The organism is Bradyrhizobium sp. BRP19 (assembly GCF_020194195.1).
Classification (GTDB): domain Bacteria; phylum Pseudomonadota; class Alphaproteobacteria; order Rhizobiales; family Xanthobacteraceae; genus Bradyrhizobium; species Bradyrhizobium yuanmingense.
The window spans coordinates 83722-101150 of the sequence record NZ_JADYVZ010000006.1 but is presented as its reverse complement, the minus strand read 5'-3'; the positions used below and the strand labels follow the sequence as shown (position 1 = coordinate 101150).

General features: G+C 63.0%; 19 protein-coding genes and 1 tRNA gene. 9 read left to right on the top strand and 11 right to left on the bottom strand.

The window, feature by feature from the left end; genetic code table 11:
- Positions 1–22: 22 nt before the first annotated feature.
- From I6F36_RS20400 to I6F36_RS20390, 3 genes are all read left to right on the top strand, one after another.
- Complete coding sequence (locus I6F36_RS20400) at positions 23–1051, top strand: restriction endonuclease (RefSeq protein WP_225172023.1); 1029 nt, start codon at positions 23–25, stop codon at positions 1049–1051.
- On the top strand, positions 1051–1563 hold the full coding sequence (locus I6F36_RS20395) for a hypothetical protein (protein WP_225172022.1): 513 nt from the start codon (positions 1051–1053) through the stop codon (positions 1561–1563). Before I6F36_RS20400 ends, I6F36_RS20395 begins: the two co-directional genes overlap by 1 nt.
- 186 nt (positions 1564–1749) lie before the next feature.
- Positions 1750–2244 carry a hypothetical protein gene (locus I6F36_RS20390; protein ID WP_225172021.1) on the top strand — a complete coding sequence of 165 codons (495 nt, stop codon included), beginning with the start codon at positions 1750–1752 and terminating at the stop codon, positions 2242–2244.
- A 243-nt stretch (positions 2245–2487) separates the two neighbouring features.
- Here the strand turns inward: I6F36_RS20390 and I6F36_RS20385 are convergent, their stop codons facing one another.
- The 8 genes from I6F36_RS20385 to I6F36_RS20350 form a co-directional block, all read right to left on the bottom strand.
- Positions 2488–2760 (bottom strand): DUF1150 domain-containing protein, encoded by a 273-nt coding sequence (locus I6F36_RS20385; RefSeq protein ID WP_007598581.1) that lies wholly within the window; start codon positions 2758–2760, stop codon positions 2488–2490.
- Positions 2761–2810: 50 nt separating this feature from the next.
- Positions 2811–3236 carry an Hsp20 family protein gene (locus I6F36_RS20380; RefSeq protein WP_024338612.1) on the bottom strand — a complete coding sequence of 142 codons (426 nt, stop codon included), beginning with the start codon at positions 3234–3236 and terminating at the stop codon, positions 2811–2813.
- Positions 3237–3504: 268 nt separating this feature from the next.
- A complete protein-coding gene (locus tag I6F36_RS20375; protein ID WP_225172020.1) occupies positions 3505–4593 on the bottom strand; it encodes a sn-glycerol-3-phosphate import ATP-binding protein UgpC in 1089 nt (362 codons plus the stop codon).
- Positions 4594–4701: 108 nt separating this feature from the next.
- Positions 4702–5550 carry a sn-glycerol-3-phosphate ABC transporter permease UgpE gene (gene ugpE / locus I6F36_RS20370; RefSeq protein ID WP_225172019.1) on the bottom strand — a complete coding sequence of 283 codons (849 nt, stop codon included), beginning with the start codon at positions 5548–5550 and terminating at the stop codon, positions 4702–4704.
- Entirely contained in the window at positions 5550–6431 is an 882-nt protein-coding gene (gene ugpA / locus I6F36_RS20365) for a sn-glycerol-3-phosphate ABC transporter permease UgpA (RefSeq protein ID WP_036009149.1), read from the bottom strand. The genes ugpE and ugpA overlap by 1 nt, the downstream gene beginning before the upstream one ends.
- Positions 6432–6478: 47 nt before the next feature.
- Positions 6479–7795, bottom strand: a complete 1317-nt coding sequence (gene ugpB, locus I6F36_RS20360) for a sn-glycerol-3-phosphate ABC transporter substrate-binding protein UgpB (RefSeq protein ID WP_036009146.1) — start codon at positions 7793–7795, stop codon at positions 6479–6481.
- A 282-nt stretch (positions 7796–8077) separates the two neighbouring features.
- Positions 8078–9280 (bottom strand): CaiB/BaiF CoA-transferase family protein, encoded by a 1203-nt coding sequence (locus tag I6F36_RS20355; RefSeq protein ID WP_225172018.1) that lies wholly within the window; start codon positions 9278–9280, stop codon positions 8078–8080.
- A 177-nt stretch (positions 9281–9457) separates the two neighbouring features.
- On the bottom strand, positions 9458–9883 hold the full coding sequence (locus I6F36_RS20350; protein ID WP_225172017.1) for an organic hydroperoxide resistance protein: 426 nt from the start codon (positions 9881–9883) through the stop codon (positions 9458–9460).
- 155 nt (positions 9884–10038) lie between these two features.
- On the opposite strand from I6F36_RS20350, the gene I6F36_RS20345 reads away from it, so the two are divergent.
- Entirely contained in the window at positions 10039–10497 is a 459-nt protein-coding gene (locus I6F36_RS20345; protein WP_074447577.1) for a MarR family winged helix-turn-helix transcriptional regulator, read from the top strand.
- A gap of 3 nt (positions 10498–10500) precedes the next feature.
- Here the strand turns inward: I6F36_RS20345 and I6F36_RS39875 are convergent, their stop codons facing one another.
- From I6F36_RS39875 to I6F36_RS20330, 3 genes are all read right to left on the bottom strand, one after another.
- Positions 10501–10737 (bottom strand): GIY-YIG nuclease family protein, encoded by a 237-nt coding sequence (locus I6F36_RS39875; RefSeq protein WP_225172016.1) that lies wholly within the window; start codon positions 10735–10737, stop codon positions 10501–10503.
- A gap of 158 nt (positions 10738–10895) precedes the next feature.
- Positions 10896–10971: transfer RNA gene (locus I6F36_RS20335), tRNA-Ala, on the bottom strand.
- A 97-nt stretch (positions 10972–11068) separates the two neighbouring features.
- Complete coding sequence (locus I6F36_RS20330) at positions 11069–11476, bottom strand: TIGR02300 family protein (RefSeq protein WP_036009126.1); 408 nt, start codon at positions 11474–11476, stop codon at positions 11069–11071.
- A 158-nt stretch (positions 11477–11634) separates the two neighbouring features.
- Between I6F36_RS20330 and aroA the strand changes: the two genes are divergently transcribed.
- The 5 genes from aroA to I6F36_RS20305 all read left to right on the top strand — a co-directional run bounded on the left by aroA (position 11635) and on the right by I6F36_RS20305 (position 17415).
- Positions 11635–12972 (top strand): 3-phosphoshikimate 1-carboxyvinyltransferase, encoded by a 1338-nt coding sequence (aroA, locus tag I6F36_RS20325; protein WP_225172015.1) that lies wholly within the window; start codon positions 11635–11637, stop codon positions 12970–12972.
- Positions 12969–13607, top strand: coding sequence for a (d)CMP kinase (cmk, locus tag I6F36_RS20320; RefSeq protein WP_036024437.1), 639 nt, complete (start codon positions 12969–12971; stop codon positions 13605–13607). Before aroA ends, cmk begins: the two co-directional genes overlap by 4 nt.
- Positions 13608–13873: 266 nt before the next feature.
- A complete protein-coding gene (rpsA, locus tag I6F36_RS20315) occupies positions 13874–15580 on the top strand; it encodes a 30S ribosomal protein S1 (protein ID WP_036009120.1) in 1707 nt (568 codons plus the stop codon).
- Positions 15581–15956: 376 nt separating this feature from the next.
- Entirely contained in the window at positions 15957–16937 is a 981-nt protein-coding gene (gene sppA, locus I6F36_RS20310; protein ID WP_036024439.1) for a signal peptide peptidase SppA, read from the top strand.
- A gap of 172 nt (positions 16938–17109) precedes the next feature.
- On the top strand, positions 17110–17415 hold the full coding sequence (locus tag I6F36_RS20305) for an integration host factor subunit beta (RefSeq protein ID WP_025032949.1): 306 nt from the start codon (positions 17110–17112) through the stop codon (positions 17413–17415).
- Positions 17416–17429 lie beyond the last annotated feature (14 nt).

The following is a 17429-nucleotide window of genomic DNA, read 5'->3' as shown; positions in this document are numbered from 1 at the left end:
ATCGGTGACGAGGGCGCTAGAAATGGCATTTTGGGTTGTGAGGGCCGGCAAGCACGGCGTCAACGAAGACTACGCGGTTGAAAACAACGTTGCCGTCATCGGTTGGGACTCGGTAGGCGATCTGTCTGGTATCGCCACAAAGGAGGCGATGCTAGCGCACGTTCAAGGCGTGTATCATGAGAAGTCGCTAGGTGTGCAACGCATCTGGGCGGGCGAGCTATGGGCATTCAAAGACAAAATTCGCAACGGCGACTGGATCGCAGTGCCTCTAACATCGCGCTCGGCAATCGCCATCGGTCGGGTCGCGGCATCGTATCGATACGTTGCGGATGCGCCAGCGGGCGCTGGTCATCAACGTCCTGTGGAATGGGTCCGGACTGATCTACCGCGATCAGAGATTGACCAAGACCTTTTGTATACTCTTGGCTCAACACTGACGGTGTTTCAAGCCAAGCGCAACAATGCCGAAGAGCGACTTGCCGCGCTGGTGCAAGGGCGTACATCCGCGAGCAGCCTTCCAAGAAATGCCGTTGACGCCGAGCCGACAGACACAGCGGACGATGGCGCAATTGATATCGAGCAGTTCGCTGCCGATCAGATTACAAAATTCATTGGTCGAAATTTTGCGGGCCATGAACTAGCACGCCTTGTCGGCGAGATTCTGAAGGCAGAAGGCTATCAAGTTCAAGTCTCAAAGCCGGGCGCGGATGGCGGCGTTGACGTGATAGCAGGAACCGGACCGATGGGTTTCGGTCAGCCGCGCATCGCAGTTCAAGTTAAGTCCGGGGCGACACCGGCTGATGTGAGCGTTTTGCGTGAGCTTCAAGGCGTCATGCCGCGCTTTGGTGCCGATCACGGTCTGATCGTGTCTTGGGCAGGCTTCAAGGATTCTGTTATTCGCGAAGCGCGACAATTGTTCTTTGAAGTGCGGCTTTGGGATGCGGGCGACCTTGTCGCAGCGCTTCAGAAGAACTTCGATGCCCTGTCGGAAGAGCTGCAAGCGGAGCTGCCGATCAAACGCATCTGGCTATTGGTCGAGCCGGAGTCCTGATGCACCTCTCAGTCGATCTATTCCCGCGCGACCCGTCTTTAGAGGCTTTCGTCAACCATTGGTCACGCGGCTACCGGGATGCAGACCGCGATGCATCGCTCTACGAACCCAACATCTTGAAGGACCTTGAGACGGAACGCCTCGCGCTATGGCCTCTGTTCGAGTGGAAAAACGGCACGCGTCTGTCCGATGCGAAGCGAGAGACCGTGCGCATCAATTACGTTGAACGTTGGAAACTGGAGCAGAACCTTGAGCAGTGCTATCTCGATCCCGCCCAGCCGGGCCATCGAGCGGTTTGGAATATTTTCTATCTGCATTGCCGGCGCCCCGACGTTTATCCGATCTATGATCAGCACACCTATCGGGCGATGCGCTACATGACAAAGCAGTCGATCGCCGAGATACCCGGAGCTCAGGCCCAGGTTTACGCGACCTACTCGATATATCGGGGCTTCGTCGATCAACTGAGCGCGTCGTTGCAAACCATGATGCGCGAAACGCCATCCGCATAATCGATCAGGCGCTCTTCTCGTTCGGCAAGTTTTTGAAGGTTGCTAAAAGGTATGCGATCGAGTCGTTGGTCGTCCCGGAGGGATAAGTCCCACACATTCACGGTTCTTTCGCGCGCAAGCGAGTCGCCGCTAGGCCGAGAGAGGTTCACACCGTACTACGTTGAGGGCGTGAGAGGAGAACTCGCCATGACCAATAGCGAAGACGAACAATCGGAATTCGAGCGACGGCAGTTGGAAGACGTTTACGCTTCAGTTGCTGCCGACCTCCAGCGTGCCGAGCCGATCTACAGCCACGCAATCAACGCATTGTGGGCCGGTAACGGTGCTGCAAGTCTTGCTGTTGCGACCGCGATGAAGGGAGGCGGACTGGGCAAGGCTGCACTTCTGCCACTTGCCTGCTTTCTACTAGGTCTGATTTGCATGTGTGCCGGATCAATGGAGTCGCTTATCCGGCTGTCCAGCACCGTCAGGCGCAAGGAGCGGGCGTCCTCGATCCTGCAATTCCGCATCGATGATTTTAAGTCGCCATCCGAAACTGCCGGCCTAAGCCTGCGTCATCCGCGAACACGTTGGGCTCTGATCGCTGGCTCGTTGTTCATTCTTGGCTGCATCTTTGGCTTTCTTGTGTTGGCCTTCGATGCTGGGACGCCAACGATCGCGTCTATTCCGGCAGAAAAATGATCCGAGCCGATTTGCGCAGCGTCGCGACCTCTCATTTGGATAGATTTTTCAAAAACGGACTTCACAACATAGTTGCGATCAGGAGCTAGGTATGATCCGGACCCGGACGGCCGCGATAGCGGAAAGTGTCAGCGGTTTTCCGAAAAGATCAAAGGGCGAGGCCGCATTTCACAAATGATAACGGGCACGCCTTCGTGCGAAGGCATGCCCGCCAAAACTCTCTTCGCGCGACGCTTGCGCGCTTCAGTGCACGCTCACCGCTTGCAGCTCGTTGCTCCAGGCGTTGGCGATCGCAGCTTCGCGGCTGTCGGTCAGCATGATCGGCGTGCCGTCGGCGGCGTGGAGCGCGAAAAGCTTGAGGCCCGGCGCGATCTTGGGCGCCTCGGGGAACAGGCCCGGCACGTCCTCGGAGCGGATCTGCTTCACATAGGCGATATGGCCTTCGCCCAGGGTTGCCAGTGTCTCCGGAGAGACGTTCTTGGCTTCGTATTCGAACGCAACGTGACCTTCACTCATGGTCTCGACTCCTCTGGAACACTAAGCGGTCGAGTCCGCTACTCGTTCCATTATTCGTGCTCATTGATAGCGATTGTCTTAACGATCCGCTCCGGTTCAGGCCGGGCCAGATCGATCGACAACAACCCGTTCTTCAGATCCGCACCCAGCACCAGCATCCCCTCCGCCAGCACGAAGGTGCGCTGGAAGTGGCGCGCGGCGATGCCGCGATGGATGTATTGCCGGGTCTTGTCGTCCTGCTGCCGCCCGCGGATCACGAGCTGGTTTTCCTCAATGGTTACATCGAGTTGGTCGCGCGTAAATCCGGCGACCGCCAGCGTGATGCGCAAACGCTCGGGCTGGCCGTCCGTGCGGTCGCACCTCTCGATATTGTAGGGAGGATAACCGTCGGCGCCTTTGACGACCCGATCGAGCACGCGCTCGATCTCGTCAAAGCCCAGCAGGAAGGGACTGGAGAGCGTTGGAACACGAGACATAGTTTACAAAGTCCTCTCGAAGCGACTTTGGTGCATCAGGGCCCGCGAGCGGCGCCCCTTGATCAGCAATATGGGCATGTTCCCCTGTGGGTTCAAGCAGGTAGCGGGGGAGGCTGTGGACGGACCACTTTCCGCCATCGCCCGAATGCCTGGTTCGTCATGGTTGGCATGACGCGTCGTGCGAGGCGATTTATCCCAACGAAAACAGAGCCCCTTCTACTGTGCATGGGGTTGTTTTCGCACTTTTGTCGTCGGGCCCCGGAGCCGCTCAGCCCTTGAGCCGCGTCCGCCCGTCGTCACTGAACAGATGCAGCTTCGCCCGCACCGCCGCGACACGGATTCTCGCGCCGATGGCGGGCGCTTGGGTTCCTGGAATGCGGACGATGACCTCGCCGGGCGGCAGCTCGCCGGGCGTGGCGGCGACGCCCTGGTCCTCCTGCTCGCGGGAGCCGTAGACGAAGGTCTCGGCGCCGACGCGCTCGATGGCTTCGACGGTGAGCGGCAGGGCGAGGCCGCCGGCCGGCGTCTCGTCGGTGATGACAAAATCCTCCGGGCGGATTCCGACGATGCCGGCATCGGCCGCGGCGCTGCCGGCGAGCTGCGACCGGATCTCCTCGGGCCGCGTCGACATCAAGTTCATCGGCGGCGCGCCAATGAAGGAGGCGACGAAGGTCGTCGCCGGTTTCTCGTAGATATCAAGCGGATTGCCGACCTGCTCGACCTGGCCGCCGTTCATCACCACGAGGATGTCAGCCAGCGTCATCGCCTCGAGCTGGTCATGGGTGACGTAGATCGACGTCGTGTTGAGCCGGCGCTGCAATTTGCGGATCTCGACCCGCATCGCGATGCGCAGCTTGGCGTCGAGGTTGGACAGCGGCTCGTCGAACAAAAACACCTTCGGCTGGCGCACGATGGCGCGGCCCATGGCGACGCGCTGGCGCTGGCCGCCGGAGAGCTGGCGCGGCTTGCGCTCTAGCATGGCGGAGAGCTCGAGCACGCGCGCGGCTTCCTCGACGCGGGTCTTGATCTCGGCCTCGGCCATGCCGCGGTTGCGCAGGCCATAGGCCATGTTGTTGTAGACGGTCATATGCGGATAGAGCGCGTAGTTCTGGAACACCATCGCGATGTCGCGATCGGCGGGCTCTACTCCGTTGACGACGCGGCCGCCGATGTCGATCTCGCCGCCGGTGACCGTCTCCAGCCCCGCGACCATGCGCAGCAGCGTGGACTTGCCGCAGCCGGAGGGGCCGACCAGCACGCAGAACTGTCCGTCGCCGACATCGACATCGACGCCCTTGATGGCCTCGAAGCCGCCGGGATAGGTCTTGCGGACGCTGCGCAGGGTGACGTTAGCCATGGGTTGCACCGGCGAGTAGCGAGTAAGTAATGGCGAATGGGGACTTGTTAGCACGCAAGGCGGACGCCGCGACCCCATTCGCCGCTCGCCCTTCACTATTCGCCATCTTCACTTTTCCGTCTCGACCAGGCCGCGCACGAACAATTTCTGCATGGCGACGACGACGAACACCGGCGGCAGCATGGCCAGCACGGCGGTTGCCATCACGATCGGCCATTCGGTCAGCGCGTCGGTGGTGGTGATCATCTTGCGGATGCCGATCTGGATGGTCTGCATGTCGTCGCGCGTGGTGATCAAGAGCGGCCAGAGATATTGATTCCAACCGAGGATGAACAGGATCACGAACAGCGCCGCCATGTTGGTGCGCGACAGCGGCAAGAGCGTATCCCAGAAGAAGCGGAAGGGGCCGGCGCCGTCGATGCGCGAGGCCTCCAGCAGCTCGTCCGGCACGGTCATGAAGAACTGGCGGAACAGCAGCGTCGCGGTGGCCGATGCGATCAGCGGCAGCGACAGGCCGGCATAGCTGTCGAGCATGTGCAGGTCGGCGACGATCTTGTAGGTCGGATAGATGCGGACTTCGACCGGCAGCATCAGCGTGATGAAGATCAGCCAGAACAGCGCCATCCGGAACGGGAAGCGGAAATACACGATCGCATAGGCCGAGATGATCGAGACCGCGATCTTGCCCAGCGCGATCAGCAGCGCCATCACCAGCGAGTTCAGCATCATGTTGCCGACCGGCTCGCGGGTCGAGCCGCTCGTGCCGATGAAGATGGTCTGGTAGTAGGTCTGGAAGAAATGACCCCCGGGCAGCAACGACATCTGCCCGTTGGCGATTACCGCGTTCTCCTGGGTCGACGCCACGAAGGCGAGATAGACCGGGAAGGCGACGATCGCGATCCCGATCCAGAGGATGATATGGGCAATGTAGCGCCGAAAGCCTTCTTCCTCGACCATCAGTAGGTCACCTTGCGTTCGACGAAGCGGAACTGGATGCCCGTCAGCACGATCACCATGATCATCAGGATCACCGATTGTGCCGCGGAGCTGCCGAGGTTTCCGCCGAGCAGGCCGTCGGTATAGACCTTGTAGACCAGCGTCTCCGTCGACTTGCCCGGACCGCCGCGGGTCATGGTGTCGATGATGCCGAACGTGTCGAAGAAGGCGTAGACGATGTTGACGACCAGGAGGAAGAAGATGGTCGGCGACAGCAGCGGGAAGATCACGGTCCAGAACCTGCGCATCGGGCGGGCGCCGTCGATCGCAGCCGCCTCGATCACGCTTCTGGGGATGCTCTGCAGGCCGGCGAGGAAGAACAGGAAGTTGTAGGAGATCTGCTTCCAGGCGGCGGCCAGGATGATCAGCGCTGCGGCCTGGTCGCCGTCGAGCAGTGGATTCCAGTCGATGCCCAGCGCCCGCAGGTAGCGCGAGAGCACGCCGAGCGAGGGATGCAGCATGAAGATCCAGAGCACGCCGACGACCGGCGGCGCCACCGCATAGGGCCAGATCAGCAGCGTGCGGTAGAGCATCGAGCCGCGCAGCGGCTTGTCTGCCATCACGGCCAGCAGCAGCGCGAACGACAGCGACGACACCGCGATCGCGAATGAGAAGAAGAAGGTGCGCAGGATCGCCTCGAAATAGGCGGGCTCCTTGAACAGCTCGATGTAGTTCTCGAACCAGACGAAGCTGGTCGACAGGCCGAAGGCGTCCTGCAGCAGGAACGACTGGATCATCGCCTGCAAGGCCGGCCAGTAGAAGAAAATCAGGACGATCGCGAGTTGCGGCGCAACCAGCGCATAGGGCAACAGCTTCGATTGGAAAATGGCTTGCTTTTGCATGATGCCCCAGCGCGGCAGGCCGGGGGACCGGCCTGCCGCTTGTCGCCTTACTTCACGGCGGTCTTTTCGAACTGGCGCAGCATGGTGTTGCCGCGCTCGACGGCCGCGTCCAGCGCCTGCTTGGCGGTCTTCTTGCCGGCCAGCGCCTGCTCGATCTCCTCCGCCCAGACGTCACGGAGCTGCACCATGTTGCCGAGGCGCAGGCCGCGCGAATTCTCGGTCGGCTCCTTGTTGGTCAGCTCGAGCAGCGGCGTCTCCAGATAGGGCTGGTCCTTGTAGAAGCCATCCGCCTTGGCCTTCTCATAGGCCGCCTTGGTGATCGGCAGATAGCCCGAGGCCTTGTGGATGTAGACTTGGCGATCGGTGTCCGAGAGGAAGGAGAAGAATTTGGCGACGCCCTTGTAATCGTCCGCCGGTTTGCCGCCCATTACCCAGAGCGAGGCACCGCCGATGATCGAGTTCTGCGGCGCGCCCTTAGCGTCCGGGTAATAGGGCATCGGCACCGCGGTGAAGGCAAACTTGGCCTGCGCCTTGACGTTGCCGAAGAACGCGGACGAGGTCAGATAGAGCGGACATTCGCCCGACGTGAAGCGGCCTTCGCCGGTGTTGGTGCGGCCGGCATAGTCGTAGGTCTTGTCCTTCTGGAGCTCGACCAGATTTTCGAGATGCTTGACCTGGAGCGGACCGTTGAAGGACAGCACGGTGTCGAAACCGTCGAGGCCGTTGGCCTTGCTGGCGAGCGGCACGTTGTGCCAGGCGGAGAGCTGCTCGAGATTGACCCAGGTGACCCAGGAGTTGGAGAAGCCGCAGGTGGCGTGGCCGGCCGCCTTCAGCTTCTTGGCGGCGTCGAACACTTCGGGCCAGGTCTTCGGCACCTCGACATTCGCTTTCTTCAGTGCGTCGAGGTTGACCCACATCACGGTCGAGGACGAGTTGAACGGGAAGGACAGCATCTCGCCCTTCGAGGTCGAGTAATAGCCGGTGATCGCAGGCAGATAGGCCTTCGGATCGAACTTCTCGCCGGTCTCGGCCATCAGCTTGTAGACCGGCTTCACGGCGCCGGTCGCGGCCATCATGGTGGCGGTGCCGACCTCGAACACCTGCATGATGTGCGGCGCGTTGCCGGCGCGGAACGCGGCGATGCCGGCGTTCATCGTGTCGGCGTAGTTGCCCTTGTAGGTCGGGATCACCTTGTAGTCGCTCTGCGTGGTGTTGAAATCGTTGGCGAGCCTGACGATGACGTCGTTGTTGGCGCCGGTCATCGCGTGCCACCACTGGATTTCGGTCACGGCAAGCGCCGGCGACGCCCCGAGACCAATTGTGAGTGCGACGGCCGCCGCCGTGCCAAAATGTCGAAGAGCCATCAAGAACCTCCCTTGCCCGTCACTAAAGAAGCGCTTGCGCTAGCAGCGCCATATGACGTTCACATGACTGTGTAAGCGGGAGAAACGAAAGCAGCAAGCGCGGCCAAATGGGAAGTTGTCAAATAGGCCAAGACGGAGCCGTCAGCCAACTCGTTCGCGCTGCACATGCGTGCGCGCGCCGCAGTGCGGCATTGAGATGAGGCACTATCGCGCCGCGGGCTCCGAACCTCTCCCACTTGCAAGCGGGAGAGGGAGCGCACCACCGTTGACGCTCGCCTTAGCTCAGCGTTTCCGCTCGGGACCGCAGACCGTGCCTTTTTCGACCATCGCGTCGATCTCGGCCTTGGAGTAGCCGAACTCGCCCAGCACCTCGGCCGCATGCTGGCTGAATTTCGGCGGCACGCGGCGCAGGCTCGGCTTGCTGCGGTCGAGCCGGATCGGCGAGGCAACGCCCTTGTACCAGTCCTTCTCAATAATATCGCCACGCGCGATCGTGTGCGGATTGGTCAACGCCTGGTCGATCTTCTGCACGGGACCTGCAGGCAGGCCGGCCGCGAGCAGGCGGTTGCACAGCGGCTCGGCCTCGTGCTGGCTGAACACGGCGGCAAGCTCGGCGCGCAGTGCCTCGCGATTGGCGATGCGGTCCTTGTTGCGGGCAAAGCGCGGATCGGAGCCGAGCTCGGGCTTGCCGATCTCCTTCGCCAGCTTGCGGAAGGTGCCGTCATTGCCGACGCCGATGAAGATGTTGTCGGTCTTGGTCGGGAAGATCGCGTAAGGCACGAGGTTCGGGTGCTCGTTGCCGGTGAGACCAGGCGGCTTGCCATGCATGAAATAATTCGCGGTGTGCGGATGCATGATGGCAAGGCCGGTCTCGTACAGCGTCGTCTCCAGGAACTGCCCCTTGCCGGAGCGCTGCCGCTCCGACAGCGCCATCAATATGCCGATTGCCGCATAGAGCCCGGTGGTGATGTCGACCAGGGGCACGCCGATCCGCATCGGCCCGCTCTCGGGCGAGCCGGTCGCTGCGATCATGCCGGTCATGGCCTGGATGATGGCATCGTAGCCGGGGTTGCCGCCGCGCGGGCCGTCGGCGCCGAAGCCGCAGATCCGGCAATGCACGAGGCTGGGATATTTCTTGCTGAGGACGTCGTTGCCGATGCCCCATTTCTCCAGCGTGCCCGGCTTGAAATTCTCGATCAGGACGTCGGCGGTCTCCAGCATCTTGAGCAGCACGATTCGGCCGCCCTCGGAGGCGAGGTCGAGGCCGATCGAGCGCTTGTTGCGGTTGATGCCGACGAAATAGGCCGCATCCTCCTCGTGGAACGGAGGGCCCCATTCGCGCACCTCGTCGCCCGCGGGCGGCTCGACCTTGATCACGTCGGCGCCGTGGTCGGCGAGGATCTGGGTGCAGTAGGGACCGCCGAGCACGCGCGTGAGATCGATGACGCGCAATCCGCTCATGGCGCCCGTTGCTGCTTCAGTCATGCCTTCGCTTCCCTGTGTCGATCATTGGATCACAGGCCTAGCGAGGTTTGTTTGCGCCAGCAATGGCGCCGAGCGTGGAGCCGTATGCGCCGCCGAGCAGCCATGCCGCGGGGTGGCAAATTCCCTCGTAAGCGGCCGGCCCGAGGGGGCCCCGGGCCAGCCGATCCGCGCTGCCGATCAGACCACCGTCAGGCGAACGTCGACATTGCCGCGCGTGGCATTGGAGTACGGGCACACCTGGTGCGCCTTCGCCACCAGCGCCTCGGCGTCTGCGCGGGTAAGGCCCGGCAGCGAGACCGCGAGGTCGATATCGAGGCCGAAGCCGCCCTCGGAGCGCGGGCCGATGCCGACGGTCGAGGTGACCGAGGCGTCGGCAGGCACCTTCGGGCCGCCCTGCGAGGCCACGAACTTCATCGCGCCGATGAAGCAGGCGGCATAGCCGGCCGCAAACAGCTGCTCGGGATTGTTGCCAGCGCCGCCGCCACCGCCGAGCTCCTTCGGCGTGGTGAGCTTGACGTCGAGCGCGCCGTCGAGGGTCGCAGCATGGCCGTCGCGGCCGCCGGTGGCCTTGGCGCTGGTCTTGTAGAGGACGTTCACGGACATTGTCGTCTCCTCGGGTCTTTCCGGGTTGGGGTGTAAGCTTTATCGCAGACAATTAGATTGCGCGCAATCTAATTCGTCGCGCCTCACATTTAATTGTTCGCAATTGAATGTGGCGCCGGCCGGGCCCAGAATGGGAGAAACGCGCAGGATTCTTCATGGCCCGGAAATCAACGGCGGTAGACCCGCTTCGTCTCGACAACCAGATCTGCTTCGCGGTCTATTCCGCTACGCACGCCTTTAACCGCGTCTACAAGCCGCTGCTCGATCGGCTCGGCCTGACCTATCCGCAATATCTGGTCATGCTGGTGCTGTGGGAGCGCGACGACGTGCCGGTCAAGGAGATCGGCGAGAAGCTGTTCCTGGATTCGGGCACGCTGACGCCGCTGCTGAAGCGGCTCGAGGCCGCCCATCTCGTCAGGCGCACCCGCTCGCGTGAGGACGAGCGTCAGGTTCTGATCGCCCTGACGCCGCAGGGCCATGCACTGAAGGAGAAGGCCCGCAGCGTGCCGCAATCGATCCTGGCGGCATCGGACTGCTCGGTGTCGGAGCTGGTCGCGATGAAAGACGAGATCGTCGCGCTGAGGGATCGGCTGAATGCGGTGATCGGGGAGTAGGGGCTAAAGCCGCTTCTTGGCGAAGGAGCCGCCTGATGCTGACTTCAAGTACTTTTCGAATGCGACGGCCTGCTTCTCGTCGCTGAATGCGACGTAAGTCTTGAGCCGCCAAGGTCCGTATTTCGAAGTGTGGGGCACCTCGCCAGCATTGTGCTTTGCCAGTCGGGCGCGGAGGTCGTCAGTGATCCCGACATAGAAGTGGAGAGAATCAAGGCTCTCAAGGATGTAGACGTACTTCACGGGCACACTCCTCGGTAGGCGAGGAGAGCTTACACCCGCTCTTGTTTTGCTGAAGCCCGGCTTCGCCCTTCGGGCTTCGCCGCGGCAGCCTTCGCTAGCTTCGCCACGAGGGAGCGGAGCTGGCTTGCCGAGCCGTAGCTGGCGAAGCCAGCGAAGGCTGGTGGAGCCAGGCGGGATCGAACCGCCGACCTCTTGCATGCCATGCAAGCGCTCTCCCAGCTGAGCTATGGCCCCTTAGTCCAAATGGGAGGATCCTGGGGGACCCGTCCCGGCCGGCGAGCGCTCTAGGCGACTCGCGCGGTGCACCCTTTTTCACAGATCAGGGCTGATCTCAAGTCTCTTCATCACCGCCGACATCACCAATGATGTCGGTCACGTCCTCATCGCCCTCTTCCTCGTCGGCAATGAAGGTCGAATCGTCGTCATCATCGTCGTCGAGGGTCTCGTCGACCTCGATATCGTCCTCCGATTCGGGCACGACCGCCTTGACCTTGCCGGTGTTCTCCTCGGCATCGGCCTCCTCGAGCGAGACCAACTCCTCGGTCTCCGCCGGCTCCGGCGCGTTGTCCTGGGCCATGTTGCGGGCCTCGGCCGCACGGGGGCCGCGGGCAGGAGCGACCGGGGCGATCGGCACCACTTCGCCGGTATAGGGCGAGATCACCGGATTCTTGTTGAGGTCATAGAATTTCTTGCCCGTGGTCGGGCAAATACGTTTGGTTCCGAGTTCGGACTTGGCCACGGCAGGAATCCTGGGAATGTCTGAAAAGCGGTGCTTCACTTGGCTAGTTGGCGGCCCGCTGTCAATAGCGCATTACGGGAGAACGACATGCCCGTGACGGGGCGCGGACCATGTGGTACCTGCGCGCCAGCCCACCGGGCCTATTCAAGGACACAATCTTGACCCATTCCGATCAACCGAGGCCGCTCCAGTCTCGCGCCAGCGGTCCCCTGACCGGGAAAGTACGGGTGCCCGGCGACAAGTCGATCTCCCACCGCGCCCTCATCCTGGGCGCGCTGGCGGTCGGCGAGACCAGGATTTCGGGCCTGCTCGAGGGCGAGGACGTCCTCAACACCGCCAAATCGATGCAGGCGCTGGGCGCCAGCGTCGAGCGCACCGGCGATTTCGCCTGGACCGTCAACGGCGTCGGGGTCGGAGGCTTCGCCCAGCCCAAGGCAGCACTGGATTTCGGCAATTCCGGCACCGGCTGCCGGCTGGTCATGGGCGCCGTCGCCGGCTGCCCAATTTCGGCGGTGTTCGACGGCGACGCCTCGCTGCGCAGCCGTCCGATGCGCCGGATCCTCGATCCCCTGGAAAAGATGGGTGCCAGAGTCACCGCCGGCGGCGAGGGCGGGCGCCTGCCGCTGACCCTCCAGGGCGCGCGCGCCCCCCTGCCGATCGTCTACAAGACCCCGGTCGCCTCGGCCCAGATCAAATCGGCCGTGCTGCTGGCGGGCCTCGCCGCTCCCGGCACCACCACGGTCATCGAGACCGAGGCCAGCCGCGACCACACCGAGCTGATGCTGAAGCATTTCGGCGCCGACATCACCTCGGTCCAGGAAGGCCGGCACGGCCGCCGCATCACGCTGGTGGGCCAGCCCGAGCTGCATGGCGCCAATGTCGTGGTGCCCGCCGATCCCTCTTCGGCCGCCTTCCCGATCGTCGCGGCGCTGATCGTGGAGGGCTCCGATGTCGTGCTGTCCGACGTCATGACCAATCCGCTGCGCACCGGGCTGTTCACCACGCTGCGCGAAATGGGCGCCTCCATCGAGGAGAGCGAAGTGCGCGGCGATGCCGGCGAGCCGATGGCGCGCTTGCGCGTGCGGGCGTCGAAGCTGCGCGGCGTCGAGGTGCCGCCGGAGCGCGCGCCGTCGATGATCGACGAATATCTGGTGCTGGCGGTGGCGGCGTCGTTCGCCGAAGGCACCACGATCATGCGCGGCCTGCAGGAGCTGCGTGTCAAGGAATCCGACCGGCTTGAAGCCACCGCCGCCATGCTGCGCGTCAACGGCGTCAAGGTCGAGGTCTCCGGCGACGATCTGATCGTGGAGGGCCGCGGCCACGTCCCGGGCGGCGGCACTGTCGCCACCCATATGGACCATCGCATCGCGATGTCTGCGCTGGTGATGGGCTGCGCCTCCGATCAGCCCGTGACCGTCGACGACACCGCCTTCATCGCCACTAGCTTCCCGGACTTCATTCCGATGATGCGTTCGCTAGGGGCCGAGTTTTCATGATCATCGCCATCGACGGGCCCGCGGCTTCGGGCAAGGGCACGCTCGGCAAGCGTCTCGCCCACCATTACGGCTATCGTCATCTTGATACCGGCGTGATCTATCGCGCGGTCGCCTACGCCTTGATGCAGTCGGGGCACGATCTCAACGATGAGGCGGCCGCGGTGCAGGCCGCGTTGGAGCTCGATCCCGAAAAGTTCGGTAATCCTGCGCTGAAGACCCAGAAGGCCGGCGAGGGGGCCTCGATCGTCTCGGCAATCCCTCGGGTTCGCGAGGTCCTGGTCAATTTCCAGCGCCAGTTCGCCGCCGATCCGCCCGGCGCCGTGCTCGACGGCCGGGATATTGGAACCGTGATCTGCCCCCATGCCGACGTGAAGATCTTCGTGGTCGCCGACCCCAAGGTCCGCGCGCGGCGCCGCACCATGGAGGCCAAAGCGCGGGGCGAGGAGGCGGACGAGGCGGCCGTGCTCGCCGACATCCTCCAGCGTGACGAACGTGACAAGAATCGGCCGATTGCGCCTCTGAAACCGGCCCCGGATGCTTACTTGCTAGATAACTCCCAACTGGATATAGAAGGCGGCGTCCGGGCCGCCATCGACATTATCGAGGCTGTCCGAGCGGGCCGGTCGCGGGGTTAAGCCGCCGCCGTCATTGGAGGAAGTGCCCGCTCCCGCTCTTTGAGGTCGATACGCTTCGTCCCGGTTTCGGGACCGGCGCGATCCAGGTTCCGGACAAGCTTTCAACGTATCGAACGCGCGGGCCTCAGCCGGCCCGCTTCCGCTGTTCTGGTCGCTAGATCAGGGCAACGAGCGGTCGCTCGAAGGTCTTGCGGACCTTCCGACACTGCGCGCGCGATGCGCCCATGAACCCAACGGCCGGCAAGACATCCGCAACTGGAGAACAAATGGCTTCGACTTCTGCTGATACCTATAGCCCGTCGCGCGACGATTTCGCCGCGATGCTCGACGAGTCCTTCGCAGGTGGCAACCTGCAGGAAAGCTCCGTCGTCAAGGGCAAGGTGGTTGCAATTGAAAAGGACATGGCCGTCATCGACGTCGGCCTGAAGACCGAGGGCCGCGTCGCGCTGCGCGAATTTTCCGGCCCCGGCCGTGAGAGCGACCTCAAGGTCGGCGACGAGGTGGAAGTGTTCCTCGATCGCATCGAAAACGCTCTCGGCGAAGCCGTGCTGTCGCGCGACAAGGCGCGACGCGAAGAGAGCTGGGGCAAGCTGGAGAAGGCGTTCCAGAACAACGAGAAGGTCAACGGCGTCATCTTCAACCAGGTCAAGGGCGGCTTCACCGTCGACCTCGACGGTGCCGTGGCCTTCCTGCCGCGCTCGCAGGTCGACATCCGGCCGATCCGCGACGTTGCGCCGCTGATGAACAACTCGCAGCCGTTCCAGATCCTGAAGATGGACCGCCGCCGCGGCAACATCGTCGTGTCCCGCCGCACGGTGTTGGAAGAGACCCGCGCCGAGCAGCGCCAGGAGCTGGTGCAGAACCTCGAAGAGGGTCAGGTCATCGACGGCGTGGTCAAGAACATCACCGATTACGGTGCGTTCGTCGACCTCGGCGGCATCGACGGCCTCCTGCACGTCACCGACATCGCGTGGCGCCGCGTCAACCACCCGACCGAGGTGCTCTCGATCGGCCAGACCGTGAAGGTCAAGATCATCAAGATCAACCACGAGACGCACCGCATCTCGCTGGGCATGAAGCAGCTGCTGGACGATCCGTGGCAGGGCATCGAAGCCAAGTACCCGCTGGGTGCCCGCTTCACCGGCCGCGTCACCAACATCACCGACTACGGTGCGTTCGTCGAGCTCGAGCCGGGCATCGAAGGCCTGATCCATGTCTCCGAGATGTCGTGGACCAAGAAGAACATGCACCCCGGCAAGATCGTGTCGACCTCGCAGGAAGTCGACGTGCAGGTGCTGGAAGTGGATTCCGTCAAGCGCCGCATCTCGCTCGGCCTCAAGCAGACCATGCGCAACCCCTGGGAGGTCTTCGTCGAGAAGCACCCGACCGGTTCGGTGGTCGAGGGCGAGGTCAAGAACAAGACCGAGTTCGGTCTGTTCCTGGGCCTCGAGGGCGACGTCGACGGCATGGTCCACCTCTCCGATCTCGACTGGAAGCTTCCGGGCGAGCAGGTGATCGACAACTACAAGAAGGGCGACATGGTGAAGGCCGTGGTGCTCGATGTGGACGTCGAGAAGGAGCGCATCTCGCTCGGCATCAAGCAGCTCGAAGGCGATCCCTTCGCCGAGCCGGGCGATGTCAAGAAGGGTGCGGTCGTGACCTGCGAAGTGCTCGAAGTGAAGGAAAGCGGTATCGAGGTGAAGATCGCCGGTACCGACTTCACCACCTTCATCAAGCGCTCCGAGCTCGCCCGTGACCGCAACGACCAGCGCGCCGAACGCTTCGCCGTCGGCGAGAAGGTCGATGCCCGCGTCATCCAGTTCGACAAGAAGGCCCGCAAGGTCCAGGTGTCGATCAAGGCGCTCGAAGTCGCCGAAGAGAAGGAAGCCATCGCGCAGTACGGCTCCTCGGATTCGGGTGCGACGCTGGGCGACATCCTCGGCACCGCGCTGAAGAACCGCGACAGCAAGTAAGCGAAACGTCCGTTTTGCGACATCAAGGCCCCGGCGCAAGCCGGGGCTTTTTTGTTGCTGTCTCCACGAACTCCGCTGTCGTCCCGGACAAGCGACGCGAAGCGGAGCGCCGATCCTGGACCCATAACCCCAGGGAGAAGTTTGACGAAGACTCGGAGTTGCCAGCTCGCTCGACGACTCCTCCTTGGGGTTGTGGGTCCCCGCCCCCGTGCGCAATTGCGCACTAGGCGGGATGACGACCGAGTCTGCGACGACTTGCTTGCCCCACACGAGGCCTTGTTTTCTTCAAATTGCGCCGCAATTGATGTATCGAGATAGGCCAATGGTCACGCCGTGACGGCACAACGCGCCTGATCTTTCATTTGGAGATATTCCGATGTCGCTCGATTCGGACATCATCGTCGATCGCCGCAGGATCCGCCGCAAGCTGACGTTCTGGCGGGTGATGGCGGCGCTGATCGCGATCGCGGCGATTGCAAGCTTCGCGCTGATTGCGACGCCCGGTGCACGCGGCACCCTCGCATCCGCCGGCTCGATCGCGCGCGTCCAGATCGAGGGATTGATCCGCAGCGATTCCGACCGCACGCAGGCGCTGGAGCGGCTCGAGAATTCGCAGGCCGCCGCCGTCATCGTTCACATCAACTCGCCCGGCGGCACCACCGCCGGCTCCGAGCAGCTCTATGACTCGCTGGTCCGTCTCAAGGCGAAAAAGCCGCTGGTGGTGGTGGTGGAGGGGCTGGCCGCCTCCGGGGGCTACATCACCGCGATTGCGAGCGACCACATCGTCGCCCAGCAAAGCTCCCTGGTCGGCTCCATCGGCGTGCTGTTCCAGTACCCCAACCTCTCCGAGCTCATGAAGACGATCGGCGTCAAGGTCGAGGAGGTGAAGTCCTCGCCGCTGAAGGCGGCGCCCAACGGTTTTGAGCCGACCAGTCCCGAGGCGCGCGCCGCGCTCGATGCGCTGGTGAAGGATTCCTATGCCTGGTTCAAGGGGATGGTGAAGGAGCGGCGTGGCATGGATGACACGCAGCTCGAAAAAGTCGCCGATGGCCGCGTCTTCACCGGGCGCCAGGCGATCGATCTCAAGCTGATCGACCAGATCGGCGACGAGAAGACGGCCGTGACCTGGCTGGTCGAGCAGAAGGGCGTCAAGAAGGGGCTACCGGTGCGCGACTACAAGCTCCAGCCGCGCTTCGGCGACCTGCCGTTCCTGAAGACGGCGGCCGCATTGACGCTGGAAGCGCTCGGTTTGGGCTCGATCGCGCACCAGATCGGGCAAACCGGCGTCGCGCAGGCGGTAGATCGGCTCGGAATGGATGGAATGCTGGCCTTGTGGCAGCCGGCTGCGTCCAACTAACCGTCGGCAGGCGAGTTTCAGAGCTTTTTCGCGTCTGACGCGTGCTGGCGCAGCCTGCTTTTTCGGCATTTGTCACGCATTTTCACGACGCCCATCCTTGATTTAGCGTCTTGACAGATCACGGTATTTTCACGGAAATGGTCATCCGCACGCTCCCGGGTCCTATCTCTCGATGATCAAATCCGAACTTGTTCAGCGTATCGCCGAGCACAACCCGCATCTGTACCAGCGGGATGTCGAGAACATTGTGAATGCGATTCTCGAAGAGATCGTAGCGGCGCTTGCACGCGGTGACCGCGTCGAGCTGCGCGGCTTCGGTGCCTTCTCGGTCAAGCATCGCCCTGCGCGCGCAGGGCGCAATCCACGCACCGGCGCCCATGTGCCCGTCGATCAGAAGAGCGTTCCGTTCTTCAAGACCGGCAAGGAAATGCGCGAGCGGCTGAACCGCGACCATCCGGATCCCGGCGGCGTAGACTGAAGCGCGACGTGAGC

Coding starts and splice junctions, on each gene's coding strand:
- I6F36_RS20400 (WP_225172023.1), top strand. CDS start 23: ATGGCATTTTGGGTTGTGAGGGCCGGCAAGCACGGCGTCAACGAAGAC.
- I6F36_RS20395 (WP_225172022.1), top strand. CDS start 1,051: ATGCACCTCTCAGTCGATCTATTCCCGCGCGACCCGTCTTTAGAGGCT.
- I6F36_RS20390 (WP_225172021.1), top strand. CDS start 1,750: ATGACCAATAGCGAAGACGAACAATCGGAATTCGAGCGACGGCAGTTG.
- I6F36_RS20385 (WP_007598581.1), bottom strand. CDS start 2,760: ATGAGTGAAGGTCACGTTGCGTTCGAATACGAAGCCAAGAACGTCTCT.
- I6F36_RS20380 (WP_024338612.1), bottom strand. CDS start 3,236: ATGTCTCGTGTTCCAACGCTCTCCAGTCCCTTCCTGCTGGGCTTTGAC.
- I6F36_RS20375 (WP_225172020.1), bottom strand. CDS start 4,593: ATGGCTAACGTCACCCTGCGCAGCGTCCGCAAGACCTATCCCGGCGGC.
- ugpE (WP_225172019.1), bottom strand. CDS start 5,550: ATGGTCGAGGAAGAAGGCTTTCGGCGCTACATTGCCCATATCATCCTC.
- ugpA (WP_036009149.1), bottom strand. CDS start 6,431: ATGCAAAAGCAAGCCATTTTCCAATCGAAGCTGTTGCCCTATGCGCTG.
- ugpB (WP_036009146.1), bottom strand. CDS start 7,795: ATGGCTCTTCGACATTTTGGCACGGCGGCGGCCGTCGCACTCACAATT.
- I6F36_RS20355 (WP_225172018.1), bottom strand. CDS start 9,280: ATGACTGAAGCAGCAACGGGCGCCATGAGCGGATTGCGCGTCATCGAT.
- I6F36_RS20350 (WP_225172017.1), bottom strand. CDS start 9,883: ATGTCCGTGAACGTCCTCTACAAGACCAGCGCCAAGGCCACCGGCGGC.
- I6F36_RS20345 (WP_074447577.1), top strand. CDS start 10,039: ATGGCCCGGAAATCAACGGCGGTAGACCCGCTTCGTCTCGACAACCAG.
- cmk (WP_036024437.1), top strand. CDS start 12,969: ATGATCATCGCCATCGACGGGCCCGCGGCTTCGGGCAAGGGCACGCTC.
- rpsA (WP_036009120.1), top strand. CDS start 13,874: ATGGCTTCGACTTCTGCTGATACCTATAGCCCGTCGCGCGACGATTTC.
- sppA (WP_036024439.1), top strand. CDS start 15,957: ATGTCGCTCGATTCGGACATCATCGTCGATCGCCGCAGGATCCGCCGC.
- I6F36_RS20305 (WP_025032949.1), top strand. CDS start 17,110: ATGATCAAATCCGAACTTGTTCAGCGTATCGCCGAGCACAACCCGCAT.